This window comes from Psychroflexus salinarum (assembly GCF_042677225.1).
In the GTDB taxonomy this organism is placed as follows: domain Bacteria; phylum Bacteroidota; class Bacteroidia; order Flavobacteriales; family Flavobacteriaceae; genus Psychroflexus; species Psychroflexus salinarum.
Map to the genome: position 1 here is coordinate 30272 of NZ_JBHTIV010000010.1, position 22834 is coordinate 53105.

The window sequence follows — 22834 nt, forward strand, 5'->3', positions numbered from 1 at the left end:
TTGATACAATAGCGTGTTTTAAGAAGGCATTAAACTAGGATTGATTCCAGATCCGTAATTTTCAAAATAGGAATCTATAAATTTCTTAGACATTTTTGACTTTCCATTAAACTCTAAAGCGCTCCAGGCTTCTCTATAATCTTTTTGCAGTTGTACATTTAGAAAAGACTTAGATTTTTTAGCAAAAGAATAGTGCCAAGGTTCGTAGTTAAATCCAGTTCGGCTTTTATTTTGTGTATAAACCAGTTCAAATCCAAAGTCTTTTGCATGATTATCCATCCAAGATTTCATTTTTGAAAACGGGGCATCGCCATGGTAATTTTGTTCTAAAAGCAAATCTCCCTTTGGTAATTTCACTGAGCCATCAATTATATCTATGTCGGTTCCCCAATGGTGCCTTGAGGTTCCAGGAATAGAGGAGTAGGTGATTATTTCTGAAATAGCTTCAGTTGGTTTTTTTGTTATGATAAGCTGATTAAATTTCCGCTCCCAAATTGCCTTTTGATGCTTAAAACTTCTATATCCAGATACTATTCTTAAGTCGATATTATCTTCAATAGCTTTAGATTTCATTTTAGAGAAAGCTTCGTAAGTTTCATTTTCAAGTAAAATTGAATTTGATTTTAAGTGAGATTGACTTAATCCTAAAAGATTTTCAATTTTTATATCATCAAAACCTAGTAAATTTAATACTTCAGAATTAATTGAAAACTGTGACCCAATAAAAACTAAGGTTGCAGTACTGATAAATCTTTTTCGGTTCATCTTAAGTTAGTTTTTTTGCCATAATAAAGTGAGGGCCAACATCCGCGATTTGGAATAGATCTGAGATGACTTCAAAGTTAAGTTTTTTGTAAAAACCAACTGCGATTTCTCTAGCATTACACCAGAGTACATCAACATTTTTCTTCTTAAGCTCACCTTCAGAATACAATACCAATTCTTTTCCAATATTCTGCCTCTGATACTGAGGGTCTACTGCCATGCCTCTAAGTTGATACTGAGATAAGTTTGGTAATTTATGTGTTTTTGAAAGAAATAAACTCAATACACCAACACATCTAGAATTAAGAAAAGCACCAATGTGTATGGTGCTTTTTAACTCATCTCCTTGCATATCACAAAAATTTCTAGGTTTCCCTTGTCTTAAAACAAGATGCCTTAAATCTTTGGTTTCGCTTGAAGAAATATATTTAAACTCAATAGGCATGTTTAAGATAGAATTCCATCTACAATACCATAATCAACAGATTCTTGTGCATTCATCCAGTAATCACGTTTAAAGTCTTTCATTACCTTATCAAAGTCTTGACCGCAATTGTCTGCTAAAATTTGAGCACTCAGTTCTTTAATTTTTAATATTTCTTGAGCTTGAATTTCGATATTGGAAGCCTGACCCTGAGCTCCACCCATTGGTTGATGGATCATTATTTTGGCATTAGGCTGTATAAAACGTTTTCCTTTTTCACCTCCAGACATTAGTATTGAGCCCATAGAAGCTGCCAAGCCACTACAAATTGTAGACACAGGACTTTTTAATGATTTCATGGTATCATAAATCGCAAATCCATCGGTGACGTAACCACCAGGACTGTTAATGTAAAATTGAATCTCGTCATTGCTTTCCATGTCCAAATACATCAATCTATCTATTAAATGTTTTGCACTCTTACCATCTACTTGACCGTTTAAAAAAACTTTTCTTTGCTCTAAAAACTTTCTATCTATAAGATCTTGAACTTTTCCTGGTTTATCGCTCATATTATTTTTTTTGAAATGTAAAAATAAAATTATATTTTGAAGACATCCTATAATTTGAAGAGTATTAACGTAACTCTAAGTCGTTGATGTATAAACATAAAAAAGACCTTGTAAGAAGGTCTTTTTTAATATAAAGTTTTATTTTAATCTAATTCAATAATTTTTGCATTAGGCATAGTTTGCATAAGTGCTTCGTAGCTATTTAAACTAGGGTTATTTTCAGCGAAATCAGCTGGGATAATTGCAATTCTGAATGTTTGATTCAATAATAAATCATTTGAAACGGTATTCAAATCCACATTCCCGCCTAGGAAAAATTCAACATCAAAATAAGTATGATTATAGTTATAAACTAATTGACTTCCATCATCAAAGAAAAAACTTGTAGCTAGAGGAGTCCAAACATCAGCTGGACCTCCAATATCATCAATGACATTTTCCAATAAATATACCTGGATGACATCGCTTTCAAAAACTTCAACCTCATTAGTAGGAAATTCATAATTAAATGAATAACCATTTTGAGGAGTAAAGCTGCCGTTTACTTCAAGTATAGTTCCTCTTTCAATTCCTCCATCGAGTCCAGGAGGTCCTGCAGGTCCGCGGTCGCCTTCACAGCTTGTAGCTATGAAAACAAGTGCTAATAATAAACTTATTTTTTTCATGACTTTTAATTTTCGAAATTAATGCTTAACGAATTTACACAGTAGCGTTTTCTTGTTTCTGTAGGACCATCATCAAAGATATGGCCAATGTGCCCGCCGCAATTTGAACATAGTATCTCAATGCGGGCCATACCAAATGTAGTGTCCTTTTTATATTCAATAGCACCTTCTGCCGAACTATCAAAACTTGGCCAACCACAGTTGCTTTCAAACTTTGATTTACTGTCGAACAATAACGCACCACATCCGTTGCAATGGTACTTTCCGTCTTCAAAATGAGTGTTATATTTACCAGAATGAGGAGGCTCAGTTCCTTTCTCTCTTAAAACATGATATTCTTTCTCGGAAAGTTTTTCTTTCCATTCTTGATCTGTCATTTGATTTTTATCGGACATATTTTTTATAATTTTTCTTTTGGTATAAATTCTAAAGCTACACCATTAATGCAATGTCTCTTACCTGTAGTTTCTTTTGGGCCATCATCAAAAACATGCCCTAGGTGACTACCACAATCTCCACAAAGCAATTCTGAACGCTCGTAACCCAGTTTTCTATCAGAACTTAATGCAAGGCTGTTTTCTATAGCTCTATCAAAACTTGGCCAGCCTGTACCACTTTTAAACTTATGTTTCGTTTCATAAAGCTGATTTCCGCAAGCAGCGCAGACAAACACTCCAGGTTCTTCAATATCATTCAGCGGACTAGAAAAAGGTCTTTCTGTTTCAGCTTTTCTTAAAATACGATATTCTTTGTCTGTGAGTTCTGCTTTCCATTCGTTTTCTGTTTTCTGAACCTTAAATTCTTTAGTGTTTTTTTCTTTTTGTTGCGCTTCAGATTTGCAAGAGATAAATAAAACAGCAAGAATTAAAATTGATATTTTTTTCATATTGTTTTTTTATAAAATTAAAGTTTAAAAGTTTAGAATCGACCAATTTTCACAAATCAATCACATTTCAAATTCAATATTGGATATAATGATTAATTTTGATAAAAATTTATATTATGAACAATTTCAAATTCTATACCAGCTTTTTATTAATGTTCATTATTTTGAGTTGTGGTACTAATCCTTTTACAGGAAAAAGCACTTTAGCATTGGTTCCTAATTCTCAAATCTTACCAATGTCTTTTCAGCAATATAATCAAGTGTTAGAGGAAAGTGAAGTTGTAAGAGAAGGAGAGGAAGCACAAATGATACAAAGAGTTGGTCTTAAAGTAGCCAATGCTTCTGAGCGTTGGTTAGCAGAAAATGGTTATCCAAATTATACTGATGATTATAAATGGGAATTTAGTCTTATAAAGGGCGACCAAGTAAATGCTTGGGCTATGCCAGGAGGCAAAGTAGCATTTTATACTGGCATACTTCCGATTGCCAAAAACGAAGCTGGCGTAGCAGCAATCATGGGGCATGAGGTGGCTCATGCATTAGCCAATCATGGACAACAGCGCATGAGTGCTGGACAAATACAACAAGCAGCAGGAGCAGTAGGAATGCTTGCTATAGGTGACGACCAGCAAAGTCAGGAACTTTTTTCCATGGCTTATGGCATAGGTTCACAAGTAGGAGTGATGTTGCCATTTAGTAGAAAACATGAAACTGAAGCAGATAGAATTGGTATAAAACTAATGGCAATTGCAGGTTACAATCCAGAGGAGGCTGCAAGACTTTGGGTGCGTATGAAAGAAAATTCTGATGGTGCTGGTCCACCACCATTTTTGAGTACCCACCCTTCCAATGATGAGCGTATTCAAAATTTAAAAAAATGGTCTGACGACGCCAAAAAAGAAGCTGCTAAATATGGTGTGACTTCTTTTAAAGATTAAATTTTGAAGGTGAAGTCGCTTTCCAAAGGTCATAAAAAACTTATTCATGCCTGGGCTTTCTACGATTGGGCAAACTCTGTTTACCCTTTAGTTATAAGTTCTGCGATTTTTCCTATTTATTATGGTGCTCTAACCAATATAAAGAATGATCAAGGTCTCGTTATTAATGATACTGTACAATTTCTAGGCTATAGTTTCAACAACGATGTGTTGATAAGTTACGTTACAGGTTTAGCGTTTATTGTTATTTCTATCATGAGCCCACTCTTGGGAGGAATGGCTGATTATATTGGGAACAAGAAAAATTTCATGAAATTTTTCAATTACTTGGGAGCTTTAGCTTGTATCGGTTTGTTTTGGTTTGACCTTGTAAATCTTTGGTTTGGTTTGATTTGTTATTTTTTTGGATTAATAGGATTTTGGGGAAGTATAGTCTTTTACAATTCTTATTTACCTGATATAGCTTTCAGAAATCAACAGGATAAAGCTTCAGCTAAAGGGTTTTCATTAGGATATATTGGCAGCGTCATCCTTCTAGTGATTTGCCTTATTCTCATTATGTTTTATGACACTTTTGGATTTGAAAGTGAGTCACTTCCAACAAGAATTTCATTTATTCTAACTGGTGTTTGGTGGATAGCATTTAGTCAATACACGTATGCTTATTTACCTAAAGGCAATCGAAAAGGAGATGCGAGAACCAAAGATTTAGTATTGAATGGTTTTCGAGAGTTAAAAACCACTTATAAGAAAATCAAATCATCTTTTGGATTTGAGCCTTATCTTAGAGCCTTTTTTGTGTATAGCATGGCGGTACAAACCATCATGTTGATTGCCACTTATTTTGGAGTTGGCGAAATCCAATGGGCAGAAGGAGAAACAACTAATGGACTTATCATAAGCATACTTTTAATTCAACTTGTTGCTATTGCTGGTGCGAATGCAGCTTCAAAATTTGCTAAAATCTACGGGAATATTAATGTTTTAATTGTTATTAATATAATTTGGATCGGTATATGTGTTTATGCATTCTTCATTACGCAACCTATTCAATTTTATATTACTGCATTTTTTGTTGGATTAGTTATGGGAGCTATCCAGTCTTTATCAAGATCAACCTATTCGAAGTACATTCCTGAAGATGAAAAGGATACGGCCTCTTTTTTTAGCTTTTATGAAGTGACTGAAAAGATAGGAATTGTTATAGGAATGTTTATGTATGGATTTATAGCGCAAGTGACAGGCAGCATTAGAAATGCAATTTTGTTTTTAATTCTTTTTTTTGCAGGCGGTATTTTTTTACTTTTTAGATTGAAATTGAAAACCAAAACTTAACTCATGGCGTTTCTTTGGCACTTTACAGCAGTTGAATTGAAAAACACTGTGTTAGTTACCGGTACAGTATTAAGAAATCAAACTTCTATTGATAAGTCTCCTCGGTCAATATTTACAAATACTTGGAACGTTTTAAGCTCTTATCACAAGAAAGCTTACAAACGAAAACATCTTTATATTGAAACTAATGGAGAGTCTTTTAGTATAAAAACCAATAAAAAAGGTTATTTTTTTGAACTCCTTTCTATCGATTGTTTAACTGATTTTAAAGTATTTGATGAGCAACACAATCAACTAAGTATAGATCAAATCCATCCTTTTTATTTTAAGTATCCTTCTACATCTATAGAGGTGATTTCAGATATTGATGATACGGTGATTCACTCTCACACAGCTTCTGCATTAAAACGAATCTCCACGATTTTATTCAAAAGGCCAAAACGTAGAAATAAGGTGTTATTCAGTAATGCTCTGCTGGAGTATTTTGACGAAAATAAATTTAGAATAGCGTATTTATCTAAAAGCGAAAGCAATTTGTTTGGTCTAATTACCGCGATTTTTAGATTTAATGAAATTCCTTCTGGTCCTTTGTTTTTAACCCCTTATTTGAAATTTAAATCCTTATTTAAACCGAAAAAAGGAAAGCATAAAATAGATTTTCTGCATCAGCTTATTACTAATTTACCAGACAAAAAATTTATTTTAATTGGAGATGACACTCAGAAAGATATGGATATCTACTCTGAAATAGTTAATACTTACAAGTCTCAAATTATTAAAGTTTATATTAGACAAACTACATTTTCAGTAGATGAAATTCAAAGAGAAAAGTGGGAGGCATTACAAGATACTGGTGTCTCTTGTATGTATTTTCAAGATGACGATGACATCAATCAAGAGATTTTGCAATTAAAAGAATTTTTAAGTTTGAAGTGATGGATATTCTCATAATAATCAACCCAGTATCTGGCGACAAAAACAAAGTGGAATTTGTGGACTTCGCAAAACATTTTCTGGAAAAGTCCAAGCTTAGCTATCATTTTTATAAAACAACAGGAAAAAATGATAGTGATAAAATTGAGCAATTACTCATCGAGTATTCCCCTCAAAAAGTAATTGTAGTGGGAGGCGATGGGACACTTAATATGTTTTTGAAACCTCTAATGGATTTTGATATTCAAGTCGGTTTTATACCTATGGGATCTGCAAATGGAATGGCTGTAGAACTGAATTTGACAGATTCTCCACAGATTTTATTCAAAAGATTTTTAAAATCTAAAGAATCTAAAAAACTGGATTTACTTTCTATAAACGACTCTCATTTATTACTTCATCTTGGAGATATAGGAGCAAATGCAAATCTGGTGGCAAATTATGATAAGGATGAAAGTCGAGGTATGTTTACTTATGCCAAACACTTTTGGTCTGAATTTCAAAACCTAAAAGGCTTTGAGTTTGAGATTAAAACCGATCAAATGGATTATGAAAGAAAAGGGGTGATGCTGGCTATTTGTAATGGAAGAAAATTTGGTACTGGAATTCCACTAAATACAATAGGTAGAATGGATGATAGTTTTTTTGAATTTGTTGTGGTGAAAGCTATGGATTTTTCAGATTTATTGAAAGCGGCGTTGTCTAAATTTGATGAGGATTACAAAATAGAAAGCCTAGAAACGATTCAAGCTAAATCTGCAACAGTGAAGTTGAAGGAACCTCGATTACTTCAAATTGATGGAGAGGTTATTGAAGAGTTTACTGAACTAAAGATAGAAGTTTTACCTAAAGCTTTAAAATTTATTCAATAAAAAAATGCCAGCTAATTCAGCTGGCATTTTTGATTTCGATATTTTCAGAAGTGTTTACTGACCCTCTTTGAATGAGTCAAATTCACTGGACTTTTCTTCTCTTGGCCAAGTATTGTTAGATGTATCTACATCTGCAGTTTCCTGCTTAGGATCTACAATCATCTTTACGATTTCTTTTTCAGAAAAAATTGCTTTTTTGACTTCAGAATCATTTTTTCTCCACACTTGAACAGGATATTTTATAGTTTCTGCAGTTCCGTCAGCATATTGAAATTCTACAATAATAGGCATCACCAAGCCACCTGGTTTATTGAAGGTGATTTCATAAATATGCTTAGGTTGTTTCATATTACTTATTTCTTGCTGAGTGAAATTATCCATCAAATACTCTCTAAGTTTAGGAGCATTTTCTAAAGGGTCACCATCTTTCATAGAGGCTTCAAAGCTTTCACTATCTGCAGTTAATAAGTAAACAGCATCTTTGGTGCGAGGATCATTTGCTGGGTCATCGATACCATATCTAGCTAACAGTGCTTTTCCTTCAACAGTAGGATTGCTAGTCATGAAATAGTTTTTCACATTTTCAATACCAATATCCACATAGTCTGTTGTGTAAAACCATCCTCTCCAATACCAGTCTAAATCTACTGCAGAAGCATCTTCCATTGTTCTAAAGAAATCTTCTGGAGTTGGGTGTTTGAACATCCATCTTTGAGCAAATGTTTTAAAAGAATAATCAAATAGTTCTTCGCCCATAACGGTCTCTCTCAATATATTCAAAGCAGTAGCAGGCTTTCCATATGCATTATTACCAAGCTGGTATACTTGCTCTGGATTGGTCATGATAGGAGAAATATAATCTTGATTCCCCTTCATGTAGTTTACGATTTTAGATGGCTCTCCACGTCTTGATGGATATTTTTCATAAACCTGATTGTTTCCTTGCAATACTTCAGGATATTTATCCGCAAATTCTTGCTCAGATAAATATTGCATGAATGTGTTAAGACCTTCGTCCATCCATCCCCATTGTCTTTCGTCACTATTTACAATCATAGGGAAAAAGTTGTGTCCTATCTCATGAATAATTACACTCATCATTCCGAATTTCACACGGTCAGAAATAAAACCTTCCTCATCTGGTCTTCCATAATTCCAGCAAATCATAGGATATTCCATGCCTTGACTTTTTGCATGGACTGAAATTGCTTTGTGATAAGGATATTGAAAAGTAAAGTTACTGTAAGTCTCTAGTGTACTTGCAACAGCTCTTGTAGACCAATCTTCCCATAGTGGATTTCCCTCTTTTGGATAAAGAGAAACAGCCATTACATCTTTGTCTCCAACTTTCACAGCCATCATATCCCATATGAACTTTCTTGATGTGGCAAATCCAAAATCTCTTACCATATTGGCTTTAAACTCCCAAGTTTTAGTTTTGGTAGCGTTTATTTTTTCATTAGCGATAGCTTCTTCTTCAGTAACAATTACAACTGGTTCATCGTAAGATTGTTTTGCTTTTTCAAAACGATCTAACATAATCTTACTGAAAACTTGATCTCTATTTTGTAATTTTCCAGTAGCATCAAGGATGTGGTCCTCAGGAACTGTAATTTTTACATCATAATTTCCGAATGGTAAAGACCATTCTCCACTTCCCCAAAACTGGTAATTTTGCCAGCCTTCCTTATCATTATAAACAGCCATTCTAGGGAAGAACTGAGCAATAACATAAGCTCTGTTGTCATCATCTTCAAAATATTCGTAACCAGAGCGTCCTCCGTTTACTGTATGGTTGTTGATTAAATAATCCCACTCAATTGAGAAGTCAAAAGACTCACCAGGCATAAGAGGTTTTGCTAAATCTACACGCATCATTGTATAGTTGATAGTGTATGGGAGAGCTTCACCATTTCTATGGACTTTTTTGATGTTGAATCCACCGTCAAAATCTGCTTTCATATGAGAATTCACAAAACTACCTGCTGGAGTAACAGGAGCAAATTCACTACTGTTTCTTTCTTTTGCTGGGCTATCTTTTGCTCTAATGTTTTGATCTAGCATTACCCAAAGGTATTCTAGTGCATCAGGCGAATTATTTGTGTAAGTGATTGTTTCTTCACCATATAACATTGTGTTTTCATCATCCAATGTGATGTTCATCTCATAATCAGCGGTGTTTTGATAATATTGATGGCCAGGAGCTCCAGAAGCAGTTCTGTAAACGTTTGGTGTAGCAAATTCATCGTAGAGTTGTCTAAATTTATTCTGATTGGTGTGGCCTTCTTGCTTTTCCTCTGCTTGATCTTCTTGAGCATATCCAGAAAAAGACAGCACAAAAACAGAAAGAAAAAGACTTGTGTACTTAATTAAATTCATAAGCTGTAGGTATTATAATTTAAAATTAATTGTGTAAAATAGTTTTCTTTGAAATATCCTTTTCAAGAATAAAGCTTTTTTTAAAATTATCAGATTTATAATGAATCATATTTTTTTGCTCCAAGTACAAATCAGTTAAAACTGAATTTTCTATAGTTAAGGCTTCAAGATTCTCTAAGTTCTCAGCCTCTAAAAACAAATAAATCATATCATCCTCATATTTTCTTCCTAAATACTTATAGGACAATACACCTTTTTTAGTTTCTAAAATAAATTTATCACGAATGTATTTTTCGATGTAAAAATCTATTCCTTCGACTTCAAGATTTGGAATAAGTTTAAAATCTTTATCATATCTTTTATTGATAACGTCTTCAAAATCATCTGTAAATACTCTTGATATGATCTGAAGGCTTTTTTCACTTTTTACATAAGTGACATCTGTTACGCTAAGATAAAATTCGTGATATGTGTTTGTTGCTGAAGCAAATGACAGCCAAATAAGTAAAACTCCGAAAAATTTCATTCGTTTACATTTTTAATTTCCAGATAAGCAATGGCTTTTAGCTTAAGTTCATCGATAAAAGCTAAAGGATCATTTTTATTCATTATTGAAATAGTCTGCTCATCTTCAGCGCAAAAGTAAGCGAAATCTTCGATATATTCTTCTGGTATTCTTAAGTCTTTGGTGATAAGGTTCTCTGAAATATTTCGTAAGACTCTGTTTTTATTGGATTGGACAATTGCATTTGCTTTTCTCTTCTTAAGTTTTTTCGCTTTACCGTTCAAAGCATAAATAAGTGGAGTAAGCATTCCGGTGCTTGCGGAGTAGATCTCCCTGTCTATTTTATTCAATTTTCTAGGAACACCAAATCCAAATTGCCTTTGGTCGATAAAATCTACTTTAACTTGATCTATGTCGTTACTTAAATCTCCTGAAAGTTGGTACTCATTAAGTGTTACTTCTGGAAGTTCATTAATTTCGAGTTCTAAAAAAATAGAAGTATTGGTTTTTAAATTGCTTTCTTCAACACTGATAGTATAAGTCTTATGCTGTAGAGAGGTGAACAAAATAGAGTCTCCAATAGCAGCTTTTATTTTATACTTTCCTTCGTTATTGGAAATACTCCCAATTTCTTGATTAATATTGATGACATTGACCTGATATGTATCGACAGAGTCTGCGAAAATCTGACCTTTCAAATATGTATCCTGTGCGAATATTAAACAGGGAAAAAGAACAAGCAGATATAAAGTGTTTCTCAAATTAGTCTTCGGCTTTAAACTCTTTTGATTTCTCAATTAAAAACGAAACGAGATCAAGCTCGTTATCTTTTCTTAGCATTTCTTTGGTAAGTCCATTATCCTCTACAAAGAATATGAATTGATTTATATTTTCTTTTTCAATATTGAGATGTTCTTTAAAAAATGAATCCTTGTAAATTTTTCTAACCATAACATCTACATCTCTAGGAAGCTTTTTGTCCTCAGCAACTTCCTTAGAGGATAAAATTTCCCTGAAAATATTAGCGATATTCAAACCATTTTTAATAAAACGCTGTTCCGTAGTGTAATTTTCTGTTATGGTTTGTGATCTTACATACGGTTGCTCGCCTTCGTATTCATTTAGCACAGTTTCTGCTTCTGGAGCAGTGTAAAATTCTGTTTTTACTTTCTTAGCATCTACTTCTATATTTCCCTCCAGGTCGTAAGGTTTAACTATAACTTCATCTAAGGTGTTGATTTCATCATTGATTCTTATGGTCATTTTTTTATTTTTGACGATATTCTCATCAATAATTACAGTAAAATTTTGATACTGGATAGCCTCAAATCTTAATCTGTCACCTTCTCTTACAGATATTCCAAATTGACCATACTGATTAGTTACTGTTCCTTCTTTAGAGTTTTGATTGATGATTTCTATTTGTGAAATTTCTCCGTCTATAGGAACTATGACTTCACCAGCAATAAAAACACGATTGTCTATTTGTGCAGTTAAGTTTTGAATTAAAAAAAGTATTATAAAAGTAGAGATCAGTCTCATATGTTATTTTTTGTACAATCTACTTAAAAATTCAGATACGCCATCCTAATTTTGCTACTAAATTTATGTTAAGTCAAACCAATGTAATCTAAGTAATTTTTTATGCAAGCCATTATTGCCAGTACATCAACCGTTTACGGAAGTTCATATTTAGAGTATCTTTTACCCGAGCTTAAAACTCATTTTAAGAATATAGATGAAGTTTTATTTATTCCTTTTGCAAGACCTGGAGGTATTTCACATGATGATTATACAGCAAAGGCTTCTGAAGGTCTAGAGCCTTGTGTGGAAAGTGTAATTGGATTGCACAAGTTTGAAGATATGAAAGAAGCAATTTCAAACGCGAAAGCCATCTTTGTAGGGGGCGGAAACACTTTTTTATTGGTGAAACAATTACACGAATTAGGTTTAATGTCAGTTTTAAAACAAAGCATTGAAAGTGGTGCAAAATATCTTGGAACTAGTGCTGGTAGCAATATTTGTGGGTTGACAATGCAAACTACCAACGACATGCCAATAGTATATCCGCCTTCTTTTGAAACTTTAGGCATTCTCAACTTCAATATAAATCCGCATTACTTGGACCCGGATAGTTCATCTACGCATAAAGGAGAAACTCGAGAGACTAGAATAAAGGAATTTCAATCCTTAAATTCTACAATTGTCGTTGGACTAAGAGAAGGGAGTTGGATTAAAATTAATAATTCCGAAAATACTCTTCAAGGAGACCTTCCAGCTATTATATTTGAGCCCGGAAAACAAGCTTACGAATTGAGCCCAAACAGTCATTTAAAATTTTAATAAATGGATTATCAAGCGATCTTAAATATTCTTCAGAAGGAATTCACACCTAAAGAGGGAATGGGAAAAGTAGCTAGTTATATCCCAGAATTATCTAAAGTAGATCCCCTCAAATTTGGAATTTATCTTTTTTGCCAAGATGGATCTTCATTCGAATTTGGTGATAGCCAAGAAAAATTTTCGATACAGAGTATTTCTAAAGTCTTCACACTTACTATAGCCAAAGAATTGTTGGGAAGAGATTTGTGGAAAAGAGTGGATGTTGAGCCTTCAGGAACCTCATTCAATTCACTTATAGAGCTTGAGCGAGAAAACGGAATTCCTCGTAACCCTTTCATAAATGCAGGCTCTATTGTTGTTGCTGATGCATTGCTGAGTGTGCTGGATGATCCTAAAAATGATCTTTTGATGTTTGTTCGTAAACTTTGTGGAGATAATGATATTCATTATGACGAGGCTGTAGCCAAAAGTGAAAAGAAACATGGTTATCGCAACAAGGCTTTGGTCAATTACATGAAATCTCTTGGTAATATTACCAACGACACAGATAAAATTTTAGACTTCTATTTTTACCAATGTTCAATTGCAATGACATGTGAGCAATTATCCAAGGCTTTTATGTTGTTTGCAAATGAGGGTAAGCACTTTCAGACTCAAGAAAAGGTAATTGATAGACAAAGTGTAAAACGTATCAATTCTATAATGCAGACTTGCGGTTTCTACGATGAGGCAGGAGAATTTAGTTACAGAGTTGGACTTCCAGGAAAAAGTGGAGTAGGTGGCGGTATTGTAGCGGTTCATCCAGAACAATATTCAGTAGCTGTTTGGAGCCCAATGCTCAATCAAAAAGGAAATTCTGCTTTGGGAATGAAGGTTTTAGAAGAACTTACCTCACTCACTGGCCTGTCTATTTTTTGAGAATCTTATTTAAGTTTTAAAATTTAATATTTCGCAGTTCAGAAGCAGACTAGTATATTTGCAATATGATAAATTTCCCCCTTTTTATTAGTGGCGCAGAAATAGCTTTTATCTTGTTTATTTTGATAATGGTTTTTGGTGCTGATAAAATTCCTGAAATGGCTAGATTTTTTGGAAAAACGATGAAGTCTTTCCGTCATGCTACAGATGAGATCAAAACTGAAATCACTAAGCAAAAAAAAGATCATAATCTAGATTTTGACATCAAAAAAGAGGTTGAAGATCAAACTAAAACTCTCGAATCTAAAACTTCAAAACTGAAAGATGAAGTTGAAGATGCTATTGGCCCTATCAAAAGAAGATTTTAATGGAATTAAATCTGTCTCGATGGGACTGGGAATTGATGGTTTTTCTGAATAATGCTAGTCCCGATAGTTTAAATCCATTTTGGAGCTTTGTCACTTATACAGAACACTGGATCCCTTTTTACTTGTTACTACTCGCTTTATTTTTCTACAAATCTGATATTAAATCTAGTGTTGTGAGAATATCATATCTTTTAGTATGTGTTGGAACTACTCATTTTTTGACAGAGCTAACAAAATATTTGGTTGAAAGACCAAGGCCAAATGCTACAGAGGAAATTATGAATTCTCTGAAGATTCTATATGAGCCTTCCAATTTTAGCTTTTTTTCCGGTCATGCATCTACATCTTTCGCAACGACTATATTTATATACCTCCTATTAAATTCAAAATTTAAATACCTTGAATTAATATTTATCTGGCCTATTTTATTTTCTCTAAGCAGAATATTTGTTGGTGTTCACTTCCCTGTTGATGTAATAGTTGGTGGAATTGTTGGGGCGATAATTGCAATTTTATTTTCAAAACTTTATTTCTATTCAGAAACTAAGCTACTGAGTGTAAGTAATTAAGATTATACTTAAAATTGCAACTGCAATTCCTACCCAATTTTTGGTTATCATTCTTTCTTTAAAAAACAAAATCCCTAGAATAGTAGATAGCAGTACAATGCTTACGTTATTGATAATAAAAATATTAGAACTATCAAGTCCCTCAATCCTAAGTGCTAAAATGAAAAAGTAAATTGAAAAGTAATTGGGAATACCCAGTAGAATACCACCTAAAAGATCTTTTCTTTTAAAGCTTGTTTTGTGTTTTAATTTTCTAAGTCCAAAAACTATAAGTCCTGTTACACAAGCAAAGAAAAAAGTGTTTGCTGAAAACAGAGAAATTTCGTCATTTGGAACATAAGTGTTTTCAAGAAATTTAATGCTACTTTCTATAATTCCACTACCAATAAAAACTAATAGTGGATATATGAAGTATTTCATATCAATGCTTAAGCCTTTTTTTCTTCTTACAGATACAAGGTAAACTGAAATCAAAGCTGTTACAATGCCAATAATTTTCAATATGCCTAAGGATTCATTGTAATAAATAATCACAAAAATAACAGGAATAGCAACACTCATTTTGCTAGCGACAGAAACAACGGACATACCTCCTTTTTGAGTAGTAATTACCATAAGAGTAAAGACCAAAATAAACATGGCGCCCAAAACCATAGAGCCGTAAAACCAATCCTTGGTCGTCGCAACCAGAATTCCTTCTAGAGATATATCTCCCTGAATAAGTATCCCAAGTACAAATGCAGTGAAATAATTCACAATAAGTGCATTAAGTGTAGTCACTTTGTGCTTTCCGAAAAGCTTAAAGACAATATAGATTGCGCTTGAGGATAAAATACTTAAGATTAGCGCTATCAAAATAAATTAGCTTTTTTTAAAAATAATTCAGTTACATCTTCTTTCCCGGCTTTTAGATGCCAAGTATGAATTCCTATTTTTTTTGCAGTTAGTGTATGTTCCAAAGTGTCATCTATAAAAAGAGTTTCTTTAGGGTTTAGATTATTTTCATTCAAAACAAATTCAAAAATAGATTCATCAGGCTTTCTGAAATGAATTTCATGAGACAAATAAAAGTGGTCGAAGCACGATCGAAATTCTTCATAAACTGAAATATTTTCCTTCACCCAATCTATATGTAGTTCGTTTGTATTGCTAAGTAAAATCAGTTTGTAATCTCCAGAAGCTTTAAGTTTTTTTAAAAAGTTCAATCTGTGTTCTGGAAATTCTATCAGAATAGAATTCCATGCATCTTTAAATTCCTGGGAAGTAAGTTTCTTAAATCTATTGGTATAGTGTTGGCTAAACTCATCAGAAGAAATCAAGCCTTTTTCGTAAGAATTATTGATTCCGATAAGCTCAGCGTCTAATTCAGAAATACCGTTTTCTTTCAAGTGCTTACCTGTTGCAGATTTATCCAAAGTGAGAAACACATCTCCAAAATCAAAAATGATGGTTTTAATCATTGTAAAAGTAATTCAGTTTATCGCCTTTTATGTCAAAAGTTTTAGAAGCTTGTTTTTGCAAAGTTGGAGCTTTTACTCCAGTTTTAATATTGTTTTGTCCTGTAAACACCCGAGCCTCATCCCATAAACCAGAGTCTATAAAACTCTGCAGTGTTTTACTTCCCCCTTCAATAATTACAGACTGTAGTTCAAGATCATATAGCTTTTTCAAGAGTTGAGGTAAAATATCTTCATCATAATTCAAATTTTCAAACCTGAGTTGACCCCTGTTTTCTGAGTTCAATTTATCCTGATGAAAAATGACAGTAGGTTGAGAAGAATCTACGACTGCAAGGCCTTTCTTTAGTTTCAGAGATTTGTCAATCACAATCCGAGTAGGATTATTTCCTTTCCAGTGCCTCACATTAAGCTTAGGATTATCCATGACAGCAGTTTGTGTTCCAACCAGGACGCTTTGTTCCTCACTTCTCCATTTATGTACAAGTTGCTGAGAATATTTATTGGTAATCCAAAAGATTTCATTTTTTTGTTGATCAATAGGTGCAATAAATCTACGTTTGGTCTCTGCCCATTTCAAAATGATGTAAGGCCTTTTCTTTCTATGAAATGTAAAAAAACGTTTATTCAACTCTTCACATTCATCTTCACAAACCCCTACACTCACATTTCTGCCCGCACTCAGAAGTTTTTTCACTCCCATTCCGGCAACACTCGCAAAAGGATCTATAGTGCCAATGACGATATTTGGTATTTTTCTATCGATGATAAGATCACTACAAGGAGGAGTTTTTCCAAAATGACTACAAGGTTCCAAAGTGACGTACAGGGTTGATTTCTTCATTAAAGATTGATCTTTTACAGCATTTATTGCTCGCACTTCAGCATGAGCATCTCCAGCCTTTACGTGCCATCCTTCGCCTATAATTTTGTCTCCATAAACGATGACACAACCAACTAGAGGGTTCGGGTAAGTAGTGCCCAGTCCATTTCTGGCCAATTCCAAGCATCGTTTTATGTAAAATTCTTTAGTATTCACAGCGTAAAAATAGAAAAAGACTCAAGTATATGACTTATAATCAAAGTGCATTTTTAAATTTTAATATTCAATATTTATTCTGAATTTGCCACAAGCAAAATTTTAAATTTTTAGATAGATACACCTATAACTTCCAATATTCATTTAATTTCGCGTGTGGTATTTAGTTCATCTAAACCCCAGGAAACACATTGTAAATAAATCGCTCAACTGAAGCTAACATGACTGAAATCAATATACGCCCAATACAGAACAAAGATAATGCAGACGTTGCCGAGATGATTCGGTGTGTATTAGTGGAACAGGGAGCACCCAAGGTAGGTACTGCTTATGAAGACAAAGCTTTAGATCAGCTTTTTGAAACTTACCAGAAGGAAAGGTCAGAGTATTTTGTATTATTAGAAGGAGATAAAATTTTGGGAAGTGCTGGAATATCTCCATTAGAAAACGGCGATCCAGAAATCTGTGAATTGCAGAAAATGTATTTCGACCCCAAAGCCAGAGGTAGAGGTCTGGGTGGGCAAATGATGCAGAAATGCTTAGATTTCGCAAAATCCCAAGGATATAAACAGTGTTATATAGAAACATTACCAGGCATGAAAGCTGCTCAGAAACTTTACTTGAAGTCTGGCTTCGAATATATTCCAGAAAGAATAGGAGACACTGGCCATTATTCGTGTACTGTTTTTATGAAGAAAAAAATCTAATCAGACGATGAAGAAAATCGCAATTATTGCCCACGATGGAAAAAAGCCCGAAATGGTTAATTTTCTCAATAGAAATCTAGAAAAACTTAAAAAAGTAGAACTAGTTGCTACCGGAACAACTGGTACTCACGTTGAAAACACAGGGCTTAAAACAGATAAAAAGCTTTCCGGACCTATTGGTGGAGATGCACAGATCGCCGCTTTGGCAGCAGAGAAAAAATTATCTATGATTCTTTTCTTTAGAGATCCATTAGGGAAGCACCCGCATGAACCTGATGTACAGATGTTAATGAGAATTTGTGATGTTCATAACATCCCCATCGCTACAAATCCTGCAACAGCTCAACTTCTTCTAGATGCATTTTTTAAAGATTAATCTTTTGGAACAGCATCTTCAATTAGCGTCATAATATTATCTGGACATCGTATTGGTCTTTTGGTTGTCATGTTTACAAATACCAAAATGGTTTGCCCTAAAGTAAGAAGTTCGTCATCTTGATTTTTGATTTCATAATCAAAAATAATAGTTGCGCCAGGCAATTTTTTGAGGCTTACTTCCACATTTAAAATGTCGCCAAATTTTGCTGGTTTCTTATAATCTATTGTTAATCTACTTAAGGGTAGCATCACACCATTATCTTCCATTTTTTGATAATGCATTCCCATTAATCTTAACCAGTCTACTCTAGCTTGTTCAAAATAAATTGGATAAACGGAATGATGCACAACGCCCATTTGGTCTGTTTCTGCGTACCTTACTTCTATTGAGGAAGAGGTGATAATTGGGTTTATTTCTTTATAATTTTTGCTCAAAATTTATATATTAACATCTTTTTAAGTATAGGTAGAAAAAACGAGAATTTCAACCTGAAATCGATTTTTTTATTAAAAAGTTTGTTCACATATTTGTCGTCCCAATGAAGAAAAACCAACTTCATTAGAATTTAATTTTAATACAAATACCTTAAGTGTAACTATGTCAAAATCAGCAACTTCGGTTTGGGAAAACTGCCTTATTTTTATCAAGGATAACATCTCAGATCAAGCTTACAAAACTTGGTTTCAACCAATCAATGCTGTAAAACTCAATGACAATGCTTTAAGTATTCAAGTACCCTCAAAATTCTTTTATGAGTGGTTGGAAGAACATTATGTTGACCTATTGAAAGTTGCACTCACCAAAGAGCTTGGAAAGACTGCAAAATTGGTTTATGTCATTCGAATGGAAAATGCTGAAGGTAACAAACAACCCTTCACAGAAAAAATCCCTAGTACTCAACGTTCCAACGTTCATTCTCAATCTGTAGATTTTCCTGCTAGACAGAAAAATCCAGAACTAAAAAATCCGTTTGTAATTCCAGGTATAAGGAATTTGAAAATTGATTCTCAGTTAAATTCAAATTATAGTTTCGATAACTTTTTAGAAGGAAGTTCAAATAGATTAGCAAGATCTGCAAGTCTTGCAGTAGCCAATAAGCCTGGGGGAACTTCATTTAATCCATTATTGATTTTTGGAGGAGTAGGATTAGGGAAAACTCATCTAGCACATGCTATTGGTTTACAGGTAAAGGATAAATTTCCAGAAAAAACAGTTCTTTATATATCTGCAGATAAATTTACTCAACAGCATATAGATGCTGTCTCAAAAAATAATAGAAATGATTTTATTCATTTCTACCAAATCATCGATGTTCTTATTGTTGATGATATTCAATTGATTTCTGGTAAAAAAGGAACTCAAGATGTTTTCTTCCATATTTTTAACCATTTACATCAAAATGGTAAGCAGGTGATCTTGACTAGTGATAAAGCACCTGTAGATATGCAGGATATTCAACAGCGTCTTTTGTCAAGATTCAAATGGGGACTTTCTGCAGAACTTGAGCAACCAGATTACAATACGCGAGTCAAAATCATCAAAAATAAACTCTATAATGATGGGGTTGAAATGCCAGATGAAATTTTAGATTATGTGGCTTCAAGAATCACTAATAATATTCGTGAACTTGAAGGGGCTATCATTTCGCTCATAGCACATTCTTCCTTTAGCAAGACAGAAATTACTATCGATCTTGCCGAGCAGATTGTAAAAAACTATGTCAAGAATAACAAAAAGCCAATTTCATTGGACGACATCCAGAATGTAGTAAGTGATTATTTTCATATTGAAATCGATGAATTGCAATCTAAGAGTAGGAAGAGAAACGTAGTTCAAGCCAGGCAAATTGCCATGTATTTTGCTAAGGAAATTACTAAAACCTCACTTACAAACATTGGAAGGCATATAGGGCAAAGAGACCATTCTACAGTTTTACATTCTTGTAAAATCGTTTCTAACTTACAGGAATCTGATAAGCAGTTTAGAAAATTTATTCAAGACTTAGAGATAAAATTTAAGCAGTTATGACCAAAATTTTGATGGTTTGTTTAGGGAATATTTGTCGATCGCCACTGGCAGAAGGCATTTTAAAATCTAAACTCGATTCTTCAAAATTCCAAATCGATTCTGCTGGAACATCAGGTTATCATGAGGGTGCGTTGCCAGATCAACGCTCTATTGATGTAGCAAAAAAAAACGAATTGGATATCACATACCAAAGGAGTAGGCCTTTTAGAAAGGAAGACTTCAAAACCTTTGATTATATTTTTGTGATGGACACTTCAAATTATGAAGATGTTCTAGAGTTAGCAGAAAATCAAGATGAAAGAGATAAAGTTAGTCTTATTCTGGATAAAATATTTCCAGGAGAAGATGAGAGCGTTCCTGATCCTTATCATAATTCAATAGATGGATTTAAACAAGTATTTGAAATGTTGGAAGAATCCTGTTCTGTAATTGCTAAAGAACTGGAGAGGTCTTAGTCTAAATAAAACTTCAATAAATGGAAAATGTACATCAAAAGGGTAAATTATATCTTATTCCAAATCGTCTTGGCGATTTACCACCCTTAGAGGTGCTTCCTCTTTCAATCCGTAAAGTGATCAATGAAATAGATCATTATATCGTAGAAAACGAAAAAGTAGCTAGACATTTTATAAAGAAAATAGTTCCTTCAAAATCTCAGCCAAGTCTTGATTTCAAACTTCTTAATAAATTCACTTCAGACTTAGAAATTCCTAACTTTTTAGACCCTTGTGAGCAAGGAATCAATATGGGATTGTTATCCGATGCCGGATGCCCGGGAGTAGCAGATCCTGGAGCTCAGGTGGTTGCTTTAGCTCATCAAAAAAACATCCAAGTTGTTCCATTAGTTGGTCCGTCTTCAATTTTATTGGCTTTAATGTCTAGTGGGCTCAACGGCCAAAGTTTCTCTTTTCATGGGTATTTGCCTATCGATAATCAAGAGCGAAAGCATTTTGTGAAAAAAATTGAAAAAGCTTCTAAAGAACTCAATCAGGCTCAGATTTTTATCGAGACGCCTTACAGAAACAACAAATTACTGATTAGTCTTATTTCAACTTTACAGGCTTCAACTAGAATTTGTGTAGCAGTTGACCTTACACTATCGACTGAGTTCATAAAAACACAAACTGCTGCGGAATGGAAGAAAACTTCCATAGATTTGCATAAAAGACCTGCGATTTTCATAATTCAGGGCTAGCAGCAAACTTCATTTTCAAATTATATCTTATTGGAAAAAGACGCTTACATAACGATTGAACGTCCTGGTTCTGAAATTCTTTTTAAGGAAAAAGCAAGTAAGTTTTTTGGTTATGCTTTTCCAGTATTCTGCGAAGATGATGTAGAAACTGCTCTTCTTGAATTAAAATCCAAACACAATAAAGCAGGTCATTTTTGTTACGCCTGGCAAATGGGAGAAAATTACGAACATTTTAGAGTCAACGATGATGGCGAGCCTTCCAATTCTGCAGGTATGCCAATTTTAGGTCAGTTACAAAATTTTGAAGTCACCAATGTTTTGGTAGTTGTTGTAAGGTATTTTGGAGGAACTAAGCTTGGTGTTGGAGGCTTGATTTCTGCTTATAAATCCGCAGCAAAAATGGCTTTGGAGAACAGTAAACTTGTATCTAAAACCATAAATCTTGATTTTGATGTCACTTGTGAATATGACAAGATGAACTTGGTGATGAGGCTGGTAAAGGAATACGATTTAGATATTTTAGAACAAGATTTAAAGTTGAATTGTCGTTTTAAAATTAGCGTGAGAAAAAAAGAATTCGAAAAAATATACGATAAATTTGAAGCTGTTTTCGGCTTTGAAGTTTCCAGCGAATATAAGTCTGAGGAAGAATGACGAATTTGAAAGTTTTAAAAAAAGAATTTTTAGAAGATCTTTTGCCTGTTTATGAGGCCAATGAAGCTTCAACTATGTTTGCATGGCTTGCAGAAGATTTGTTGAATTTGAAAACTCACGATCTATTGCTTAAAACTGAAGTGGAGCTGAAACAAATTCAACTTTTGAAATTTGAAGATGCTATAGCTAGACTCATAAGGGAAGAACCGATTCAATATATTTTAGGTTACGCTGAATTTTTTGGTTTGAAACTAAAAGTCAATTCGCAAGTATTAATTCCGCGGCCAGAAACAGAAGAACTTGTGCAATGGATTCTGGAAGACCCTCTGTCTTCCAACCTTCAATTGTCAATAATAGATTTAGGAACTGGTAGTGGCTGCATTCCTATAGCACTAGCCAGACATTTGCCTGAAGCTAAGATAAAAGCTTTAGATATATCTGCAGAGGCATTAAGTCTGGCAGAATTAAATTCCAAAGAAAATAAAACTAAAATAGATTTCATACAAGCTAACTTGCTGGAACTTGAAGAGCTTGCAGAAGTGGATATCATTGTCTCTAACCCTCCTTATGTGAAGTATGACGAACAGCAGGGAATGAAGAGGAACGTCTTGGAAAATGAGCCTCATTTGGCTTTGTTCGTCGAAAATGAGGATCCGTTGATATTTTATAGAAAGATTGCTGAATTAGCTTCAAAAATGATCAAAACGCCTTTGGTTTATGTTGAAATCAATCAATATCTAGCAAAAGAAACTTGTCAGTTGTTTAAAGACTTTGGATTTGAACAGGTTGAACTGAGGAAAGATTTTCGAGGTAATGATAGAATGCTAAAAGCCTATTAAAGTTGATTAACAGCTAACTTTGAGTTCAATTTTTCAAAGAATTTAGTTTAAATTTAGACTCAAA

Annotated in this window: 29 protein-coding genes; 15 read left to right on the forward strand and 14 right to left on the reverse strand. The window is 33.7% G+C overall.

What is annotated here, in order from left to right; translation table 11 throughout:
- Window positions 1-18: 18 nt before the first annotated feature.
- The 6 genes from ACFQ0R_RS09325 to msrB (ACFQ0R_RS09350) all read right to left on the reverse strand — a co-directional run bounded on the left by ACFQ0R_RS09325 (window position 19) and on the right by msrB (ACFQ0R_RS09350) (window position 3312).
- Window positions 19-765, reverse strand: a complete 747-nt coding sequence (locus ACFQ0R_RS09325) for a M15 family metallopeptidase (RefSeq protein ID WP_379658100.1) — start codon at window positions 763-765, stop codon at window positions 19-21.
- Between the two features lies 1 nt (window position 766).
- Entirely contained in the window at window positions 767-1210 is a 444-nt protein-coding gene (locus tag ACFQ0R_RS09330) for a GNAT family N-acetyltransferase (protein WP_379658101.1), read from the reverse strand.
- 2 nt (window positions 1211-1212) lie between these two features.
- Window positions 1213-1761, reverse strand: a complete 549-nt coding sequence (locus ACFQ0R_RS09335) for a ClpP family protease (RefSeq protein ID WP_379658102.1) — start codon at window positions 1759-1761, stop codon at window positions 1213-1215.
- 143 nt (window positions 1762-1904) lie between these two features.
- On the reverse strand, window positions 1905-2426 hold the full coding sequence (locus ACFQ0R_RS09340) for a hypothetical protein (protein ID WP_379658103.1): 522 nt from the start codon (window positions 2424-2426) through the stop codon (window positions 1905-1907).
- Window positions 2427-2431: 5 nt separating this feature from the next.
- Entirely contained in the window at window positions 2432-2821 is a 390-nt protein-coding gene (msrB, locus tag ACFQ0R_RS09345) for a peptide-methionine (R)-S-oxide reductase MsrB (RefSeq protein WP_379658104.1), read from the reverse strand.
- A 5-nt stretch (window positions 2822-2826) separates the two neighbouring features.
- Window positions 2827-3312, reverse strand: coding sequence for a peptide-methionine (R)-S-oxide reductase MsrB (msrB, locus tag ACFQ0R_RS09350; RefSeq protein WP_379658105.1), 486 nt, complete (start codon window positions 3310-3312; stop codon window positions 2827-2829).
- 116 nt (window positions 3313-3428) lie between these two features.
- On the opposite strand from msrB (ACFQ0R_RS09350), the gene ACFQ0R_RS09355 reads away from it, so the two are divergent.
- From ACFQ0R_RS09355 to ACFQ0R_RS09370, 4 genes are read left to right on the forward strand one after another with little or no spacing between them, the layout of a single operon-like run.
- A complete protein-coding gene (locus ACFQ0R_RS09355) occupies window positions 3429-4250 on the forward strand; it encodes a M48 family metallopeptidase (protein WP_379658106.1) in 822 nt (273 codons plus the stop codon).
- Window positions 4251-4259: 9 nt separating this feature from the next.
- A complete protein-coding gene (locus ACFQ0R_RS09360) occupies window positions 4260-5585 on the forward strand; it encodes an MFS transporter (RefSeq protein WP_379658107.1) in 1326 nt (441 codons plus the stop codon).
- A gap of 3 nt (window positions 5586-5588) precedes the next feature.
- On the forward strand, window positions 5589-6521 hold the full coding sequence (locus tag ACFQ0R_RS09365) for a phosphatase domain-containing protein (protein WP_379658108.1): 933 nt from the start codon (window positions 5589-5591) through the stop codon (window positions 6519-6521).
- Window positions 6521-7390: a diacylglycerol/lipid kinase family protein gene (locus ACFQ0R_RS09370; RefSeq protein ID WP_379658109.1), complete on the forward strand. Its 870-nt coding sequence runs from the start codon at window positions 6521-6523 to the stop codon at window positions 7388-7390. Before ACFQ0R_RS09365 ends, ACFQ0R_RS09370 begins: the two co-directional genes overlap by 1 nt.
- Before the next feature lie 54 nt (window positions 7391-7444).
- Here ACFQ0R_RS09370 and ACFQ0R_RS09375 read toward each other — a convergent pair whose 3' ends face one another.
- The 4 genes from ACFQ0R_RS09375 to ACFQ0R_RS09390 are packed head-to-tail and all read right to left on the reverse strand — an operon-like array spanning window position 7445 to window position 11816.
- Window positions 7445-9769, reverse strand: a complete 2325-nt coding sequence (locus ACFQ0R_RS09375) for a M1 family metallopeptidase (RefSeq protein WP_379658110.1) — start codon at window positions 9767-9769, stop codon at window positions 7445-7447.
- Window positions 9770-9794: 25 nt separating this feature from the next.
- Window positions 9795-10295: a DUF6702 family protein gene (locus ACFQ0R_RS09380; protein ID WP_379658111.1), complete on the reverse strand. Its 501-nt coding sequence runs from the start codon at window positions 10293-10295 to the stop codon at window positions 9795-9797.
- Complete coding sequence (locus ACFQ0R_RS09385) at window positions 10292-11035, reverse strand: hypothetical protein (RefSeq protein WP_379658112.1); 744 nt, start codon at window positions 11033-11035, stop codon at window positions 10292-10294. The genes ACFQ0R_RS09380 and ACFQ0R_RS09385 overlap by 4 nt, the downstream gene beginning before the upstream one ends.
- A 1-nt stretch (window position 11036) precedes the next feature.
- Window positions 11037-11816 (reverse strand): carboxypeptidase-like regulatory domain-containing protein, encoded by a 780-nt coding sequence (locus ACFQ0R_RS09390; protein WP_379658113.1) that lies wholly within the window; start codon window positions 11814-11816, stop codon window positions 11037-11039.
- 102 nt (window positions 11817-11918) lie between these two features.
- On the opposite strand from ACFQ0R_RS09390, the gene pepE reads away from it, so the two are divergent.
- From pepE to ACFQ0R_RS09410, 4 genes are all read left to right on the forward strand, one after another.
- Entirely contained in the window at window positions 11919-12617 is a 699-nt protein-coding gene (gene pepE, locus ACFQ0R_RS09395; protein ID WP_379658114.1) for a dipeptidase PepE, read from the forward strand.
- A gap of 3 nt (window positions 12618-12620) precedes the next feature.
- Window positions 12621-13535: a glutaminase gene (locus ACFQ0R_RS09400; RefSeq protein ID WP_379658115.1), complete on the forward strand. Its 915-nt coding sequence runs from the start codon at window positions 12621-12623 to the stop codon at window positions 13533-13535.
- 65 nt (window positions 13536-13600) lie between these two features.
- Entirely contained in the window at window positions 13601-13903 is a 303-nt protein-coding gene (locus tag ACFQ0R_RS09405) for a Sec-independent protein translocase subunit TatA/TatB (protein WP_379658116.1), read from the forward strand.
- Window positions 13903-14472: a phosphatase PAP2 family protein gene (locus ACFQ0R_RS09410; RefSeq protein ID WP_379658117.1), complete on the forward strand. Its 570-nt coding sequence runs from the start codon at window positions 13903-13905 to the stop codon at window positions 14470-14472. Before ACFQ0R_RS09405 ends, ACFQ0R_RS09410 begins: the two co-directional genes overlap by 1 nt.
- On the opposite strand, the gene ACFQ0R_RS09415 is transcribed toward ACFQ0R_RS09410, so the two are convergent.
- The 3 genes from ACFQ0R_RS09415 to ribD are packed head-to-tail and all read right to left on the reverse strand — an operon-like array spanning window position 14452 to window position 16968.
- Window positions 14452-15327: an EamA family transporter gene (locus tag ACFQ0R_RS09415; RefSeq protein WP_379658118.1), complete on the reverse strand. Its 876-nt coding sequence runs from the start codon at window positions 15325-15327 to the stop codon at window positions 14452-14454. The two genes, ACFQ0R_RS09410 and ACFQ0R_RS09415, sit on opposite strands and share 21 nt — an antisense overlap.
- Window positions 15324-15932, reverse strand: a complete 609-nt coding sequence (locus tag ACFQ0R_RS09420; protein WP_379658119.1) for an HAD family hydrolase — start codon at window positions 15930-15932, stop codon at window positions 15324-15326. The genes ACFQ0R_RS09415 and ACFQ0R_RS09420 overlap by 4 nt, the downstream gene beginning before the upstream one ends.
- Window positions 15925-16968, reverse strand: a complete 1044-nt coding sequence (ribD, locus tag ACFQ0R_RS09425; RefSeq protein WP_379658120.1) for a bifunctional diaminohydroxyphosphoribosylaminopyrimidine deaminase/5-amino-6-(5-phosphoribosylamino)uracil reductase RibD — start codon at window positions 16966-16968, stop codon at window positions 15925-15927. The genes ACFQ0R_RS09420 and ribD overlap by 8 nt, the downstream gene beginning before the upstream one ends.
- Before the next feature lie 221 nt (window positions 16969-17189).
- Here ribD and ACFQ0R_RS09430 point away from each other — a divergent pair, with 221 nt between their 5' ends.
- Together ACFQ0R_RS09430 and ACFQ0R_RS09435 are read left to right on the forward strand one after the other, a co-directional pair.
- Window positions 17190-17675: a GNAT family N-acetyltransferase gene (locus tag ACFQ0R_RS09430; protein WP_379658121.1), complete on the forward strand. Its 486-nt coding sequence runs from the start codon at window positions 17190-17192 to the stop codon at window positions 17673-17675.
- Between the two features lie 7 nt (window positions 17676-17682).
- Complete coding sequence (locus ACFQ0R_RS09435) at window positions 17683-18051, forward strand: methylglyoxal synthase (RefSeq protein ID WP_379658122.1); 369 nt, start codon at window positions 17683-17685, stop codon at window positions 18049-18051.
- Here ACFQ0R_RS09435 and ACFQ0R_RS09440 read toward each other — a convergent pair.
- Window positions 18048-18488: an acyl-CoA thioesterase gene (locus ACFQ0R_RS09440; protein ID WP_379658123.1), complete on the reverse strand. Its 441-nt coding sequence runs from the start codon at window positions 18486-18488 to the stop codon at window positions 18048-18050. The genes ACFQ0R_RS09435 and ACFQ0R_RS09440 overlap by 4 nt on opposite strands.
- A gap of 163 nt (window positions 18489-18651) precedes the next feature.
- Between ACFQ0R_RS09440 and dnaA the strand changes: the two genes are divergently transcribed.
- From dnaA to prmC, 5 genes are read left to right on the forward strand one after another with little or no spacing between them, the layout of a single operon-like run.
- A complete protein-coding gene (gene dnaA / locus ACFQ0R_RS09445; protein WP_379658124.1) occupies window positions 18652-20082 on the forward strand; it encodes a chromosomal replication initiator protein DnaA in 1431 nt (476 codons plus the stop codon).
- Entirely contained in the window at window positions 20079-20537 is a 459-nt protein-coding gene (locus ACFQ0R_RS09450) for a low molecular weight protein-tyrosine-phosphatase (protein WP_379658125.1), read from the forward strand. Before dnaA ends, ACFQ0R_RS09450 begins: the two co-directional genes overlap by 4 nt.
- Before the next feature lie 20 nt (window positions 20538-20557).
- Entirely contained in the window at window positions 20558-21277 is a 720-nt protein-coding gene (locus ACFQ0R_RS09455; RefSeq protein ID WP_379658126.1) for an SAM-dependent methyltransferase, read from the forward strand.
- Window positions 21278-21307: 30 nt separating this feature from the next.
- Window positions 21308-21931 carry an IMPACT family protein gene (locus ACFQ0R_RS09460; protein ID WP_379658127.1) on the forward strand — a complete coding sequence of 208 codons (624 nt, stop codon included), beginning with the start codon at window positions 21308-21310 and terminating at the stop codon, window positions 21929-21931.
- The gene (gene prmC / locus ACFQ0R_RS09465; protein WP_379658128.1) at window positions 21928-22770 is read left to right on the forward strand and encodes a peptide chain release factor N(5)-glutamine methyltransferase; all 843 of its coding nucleotides are present in this window, start codon (window positions 21928-21930) and stop codon (window positions 22768-22770) included. Before ACFQ0R_RS09460 ends, prmC begins: the two co-directional genes overlap by 4 nt.
- Window positions 22771-22834 lie beyond the last annotated feature (64 nt).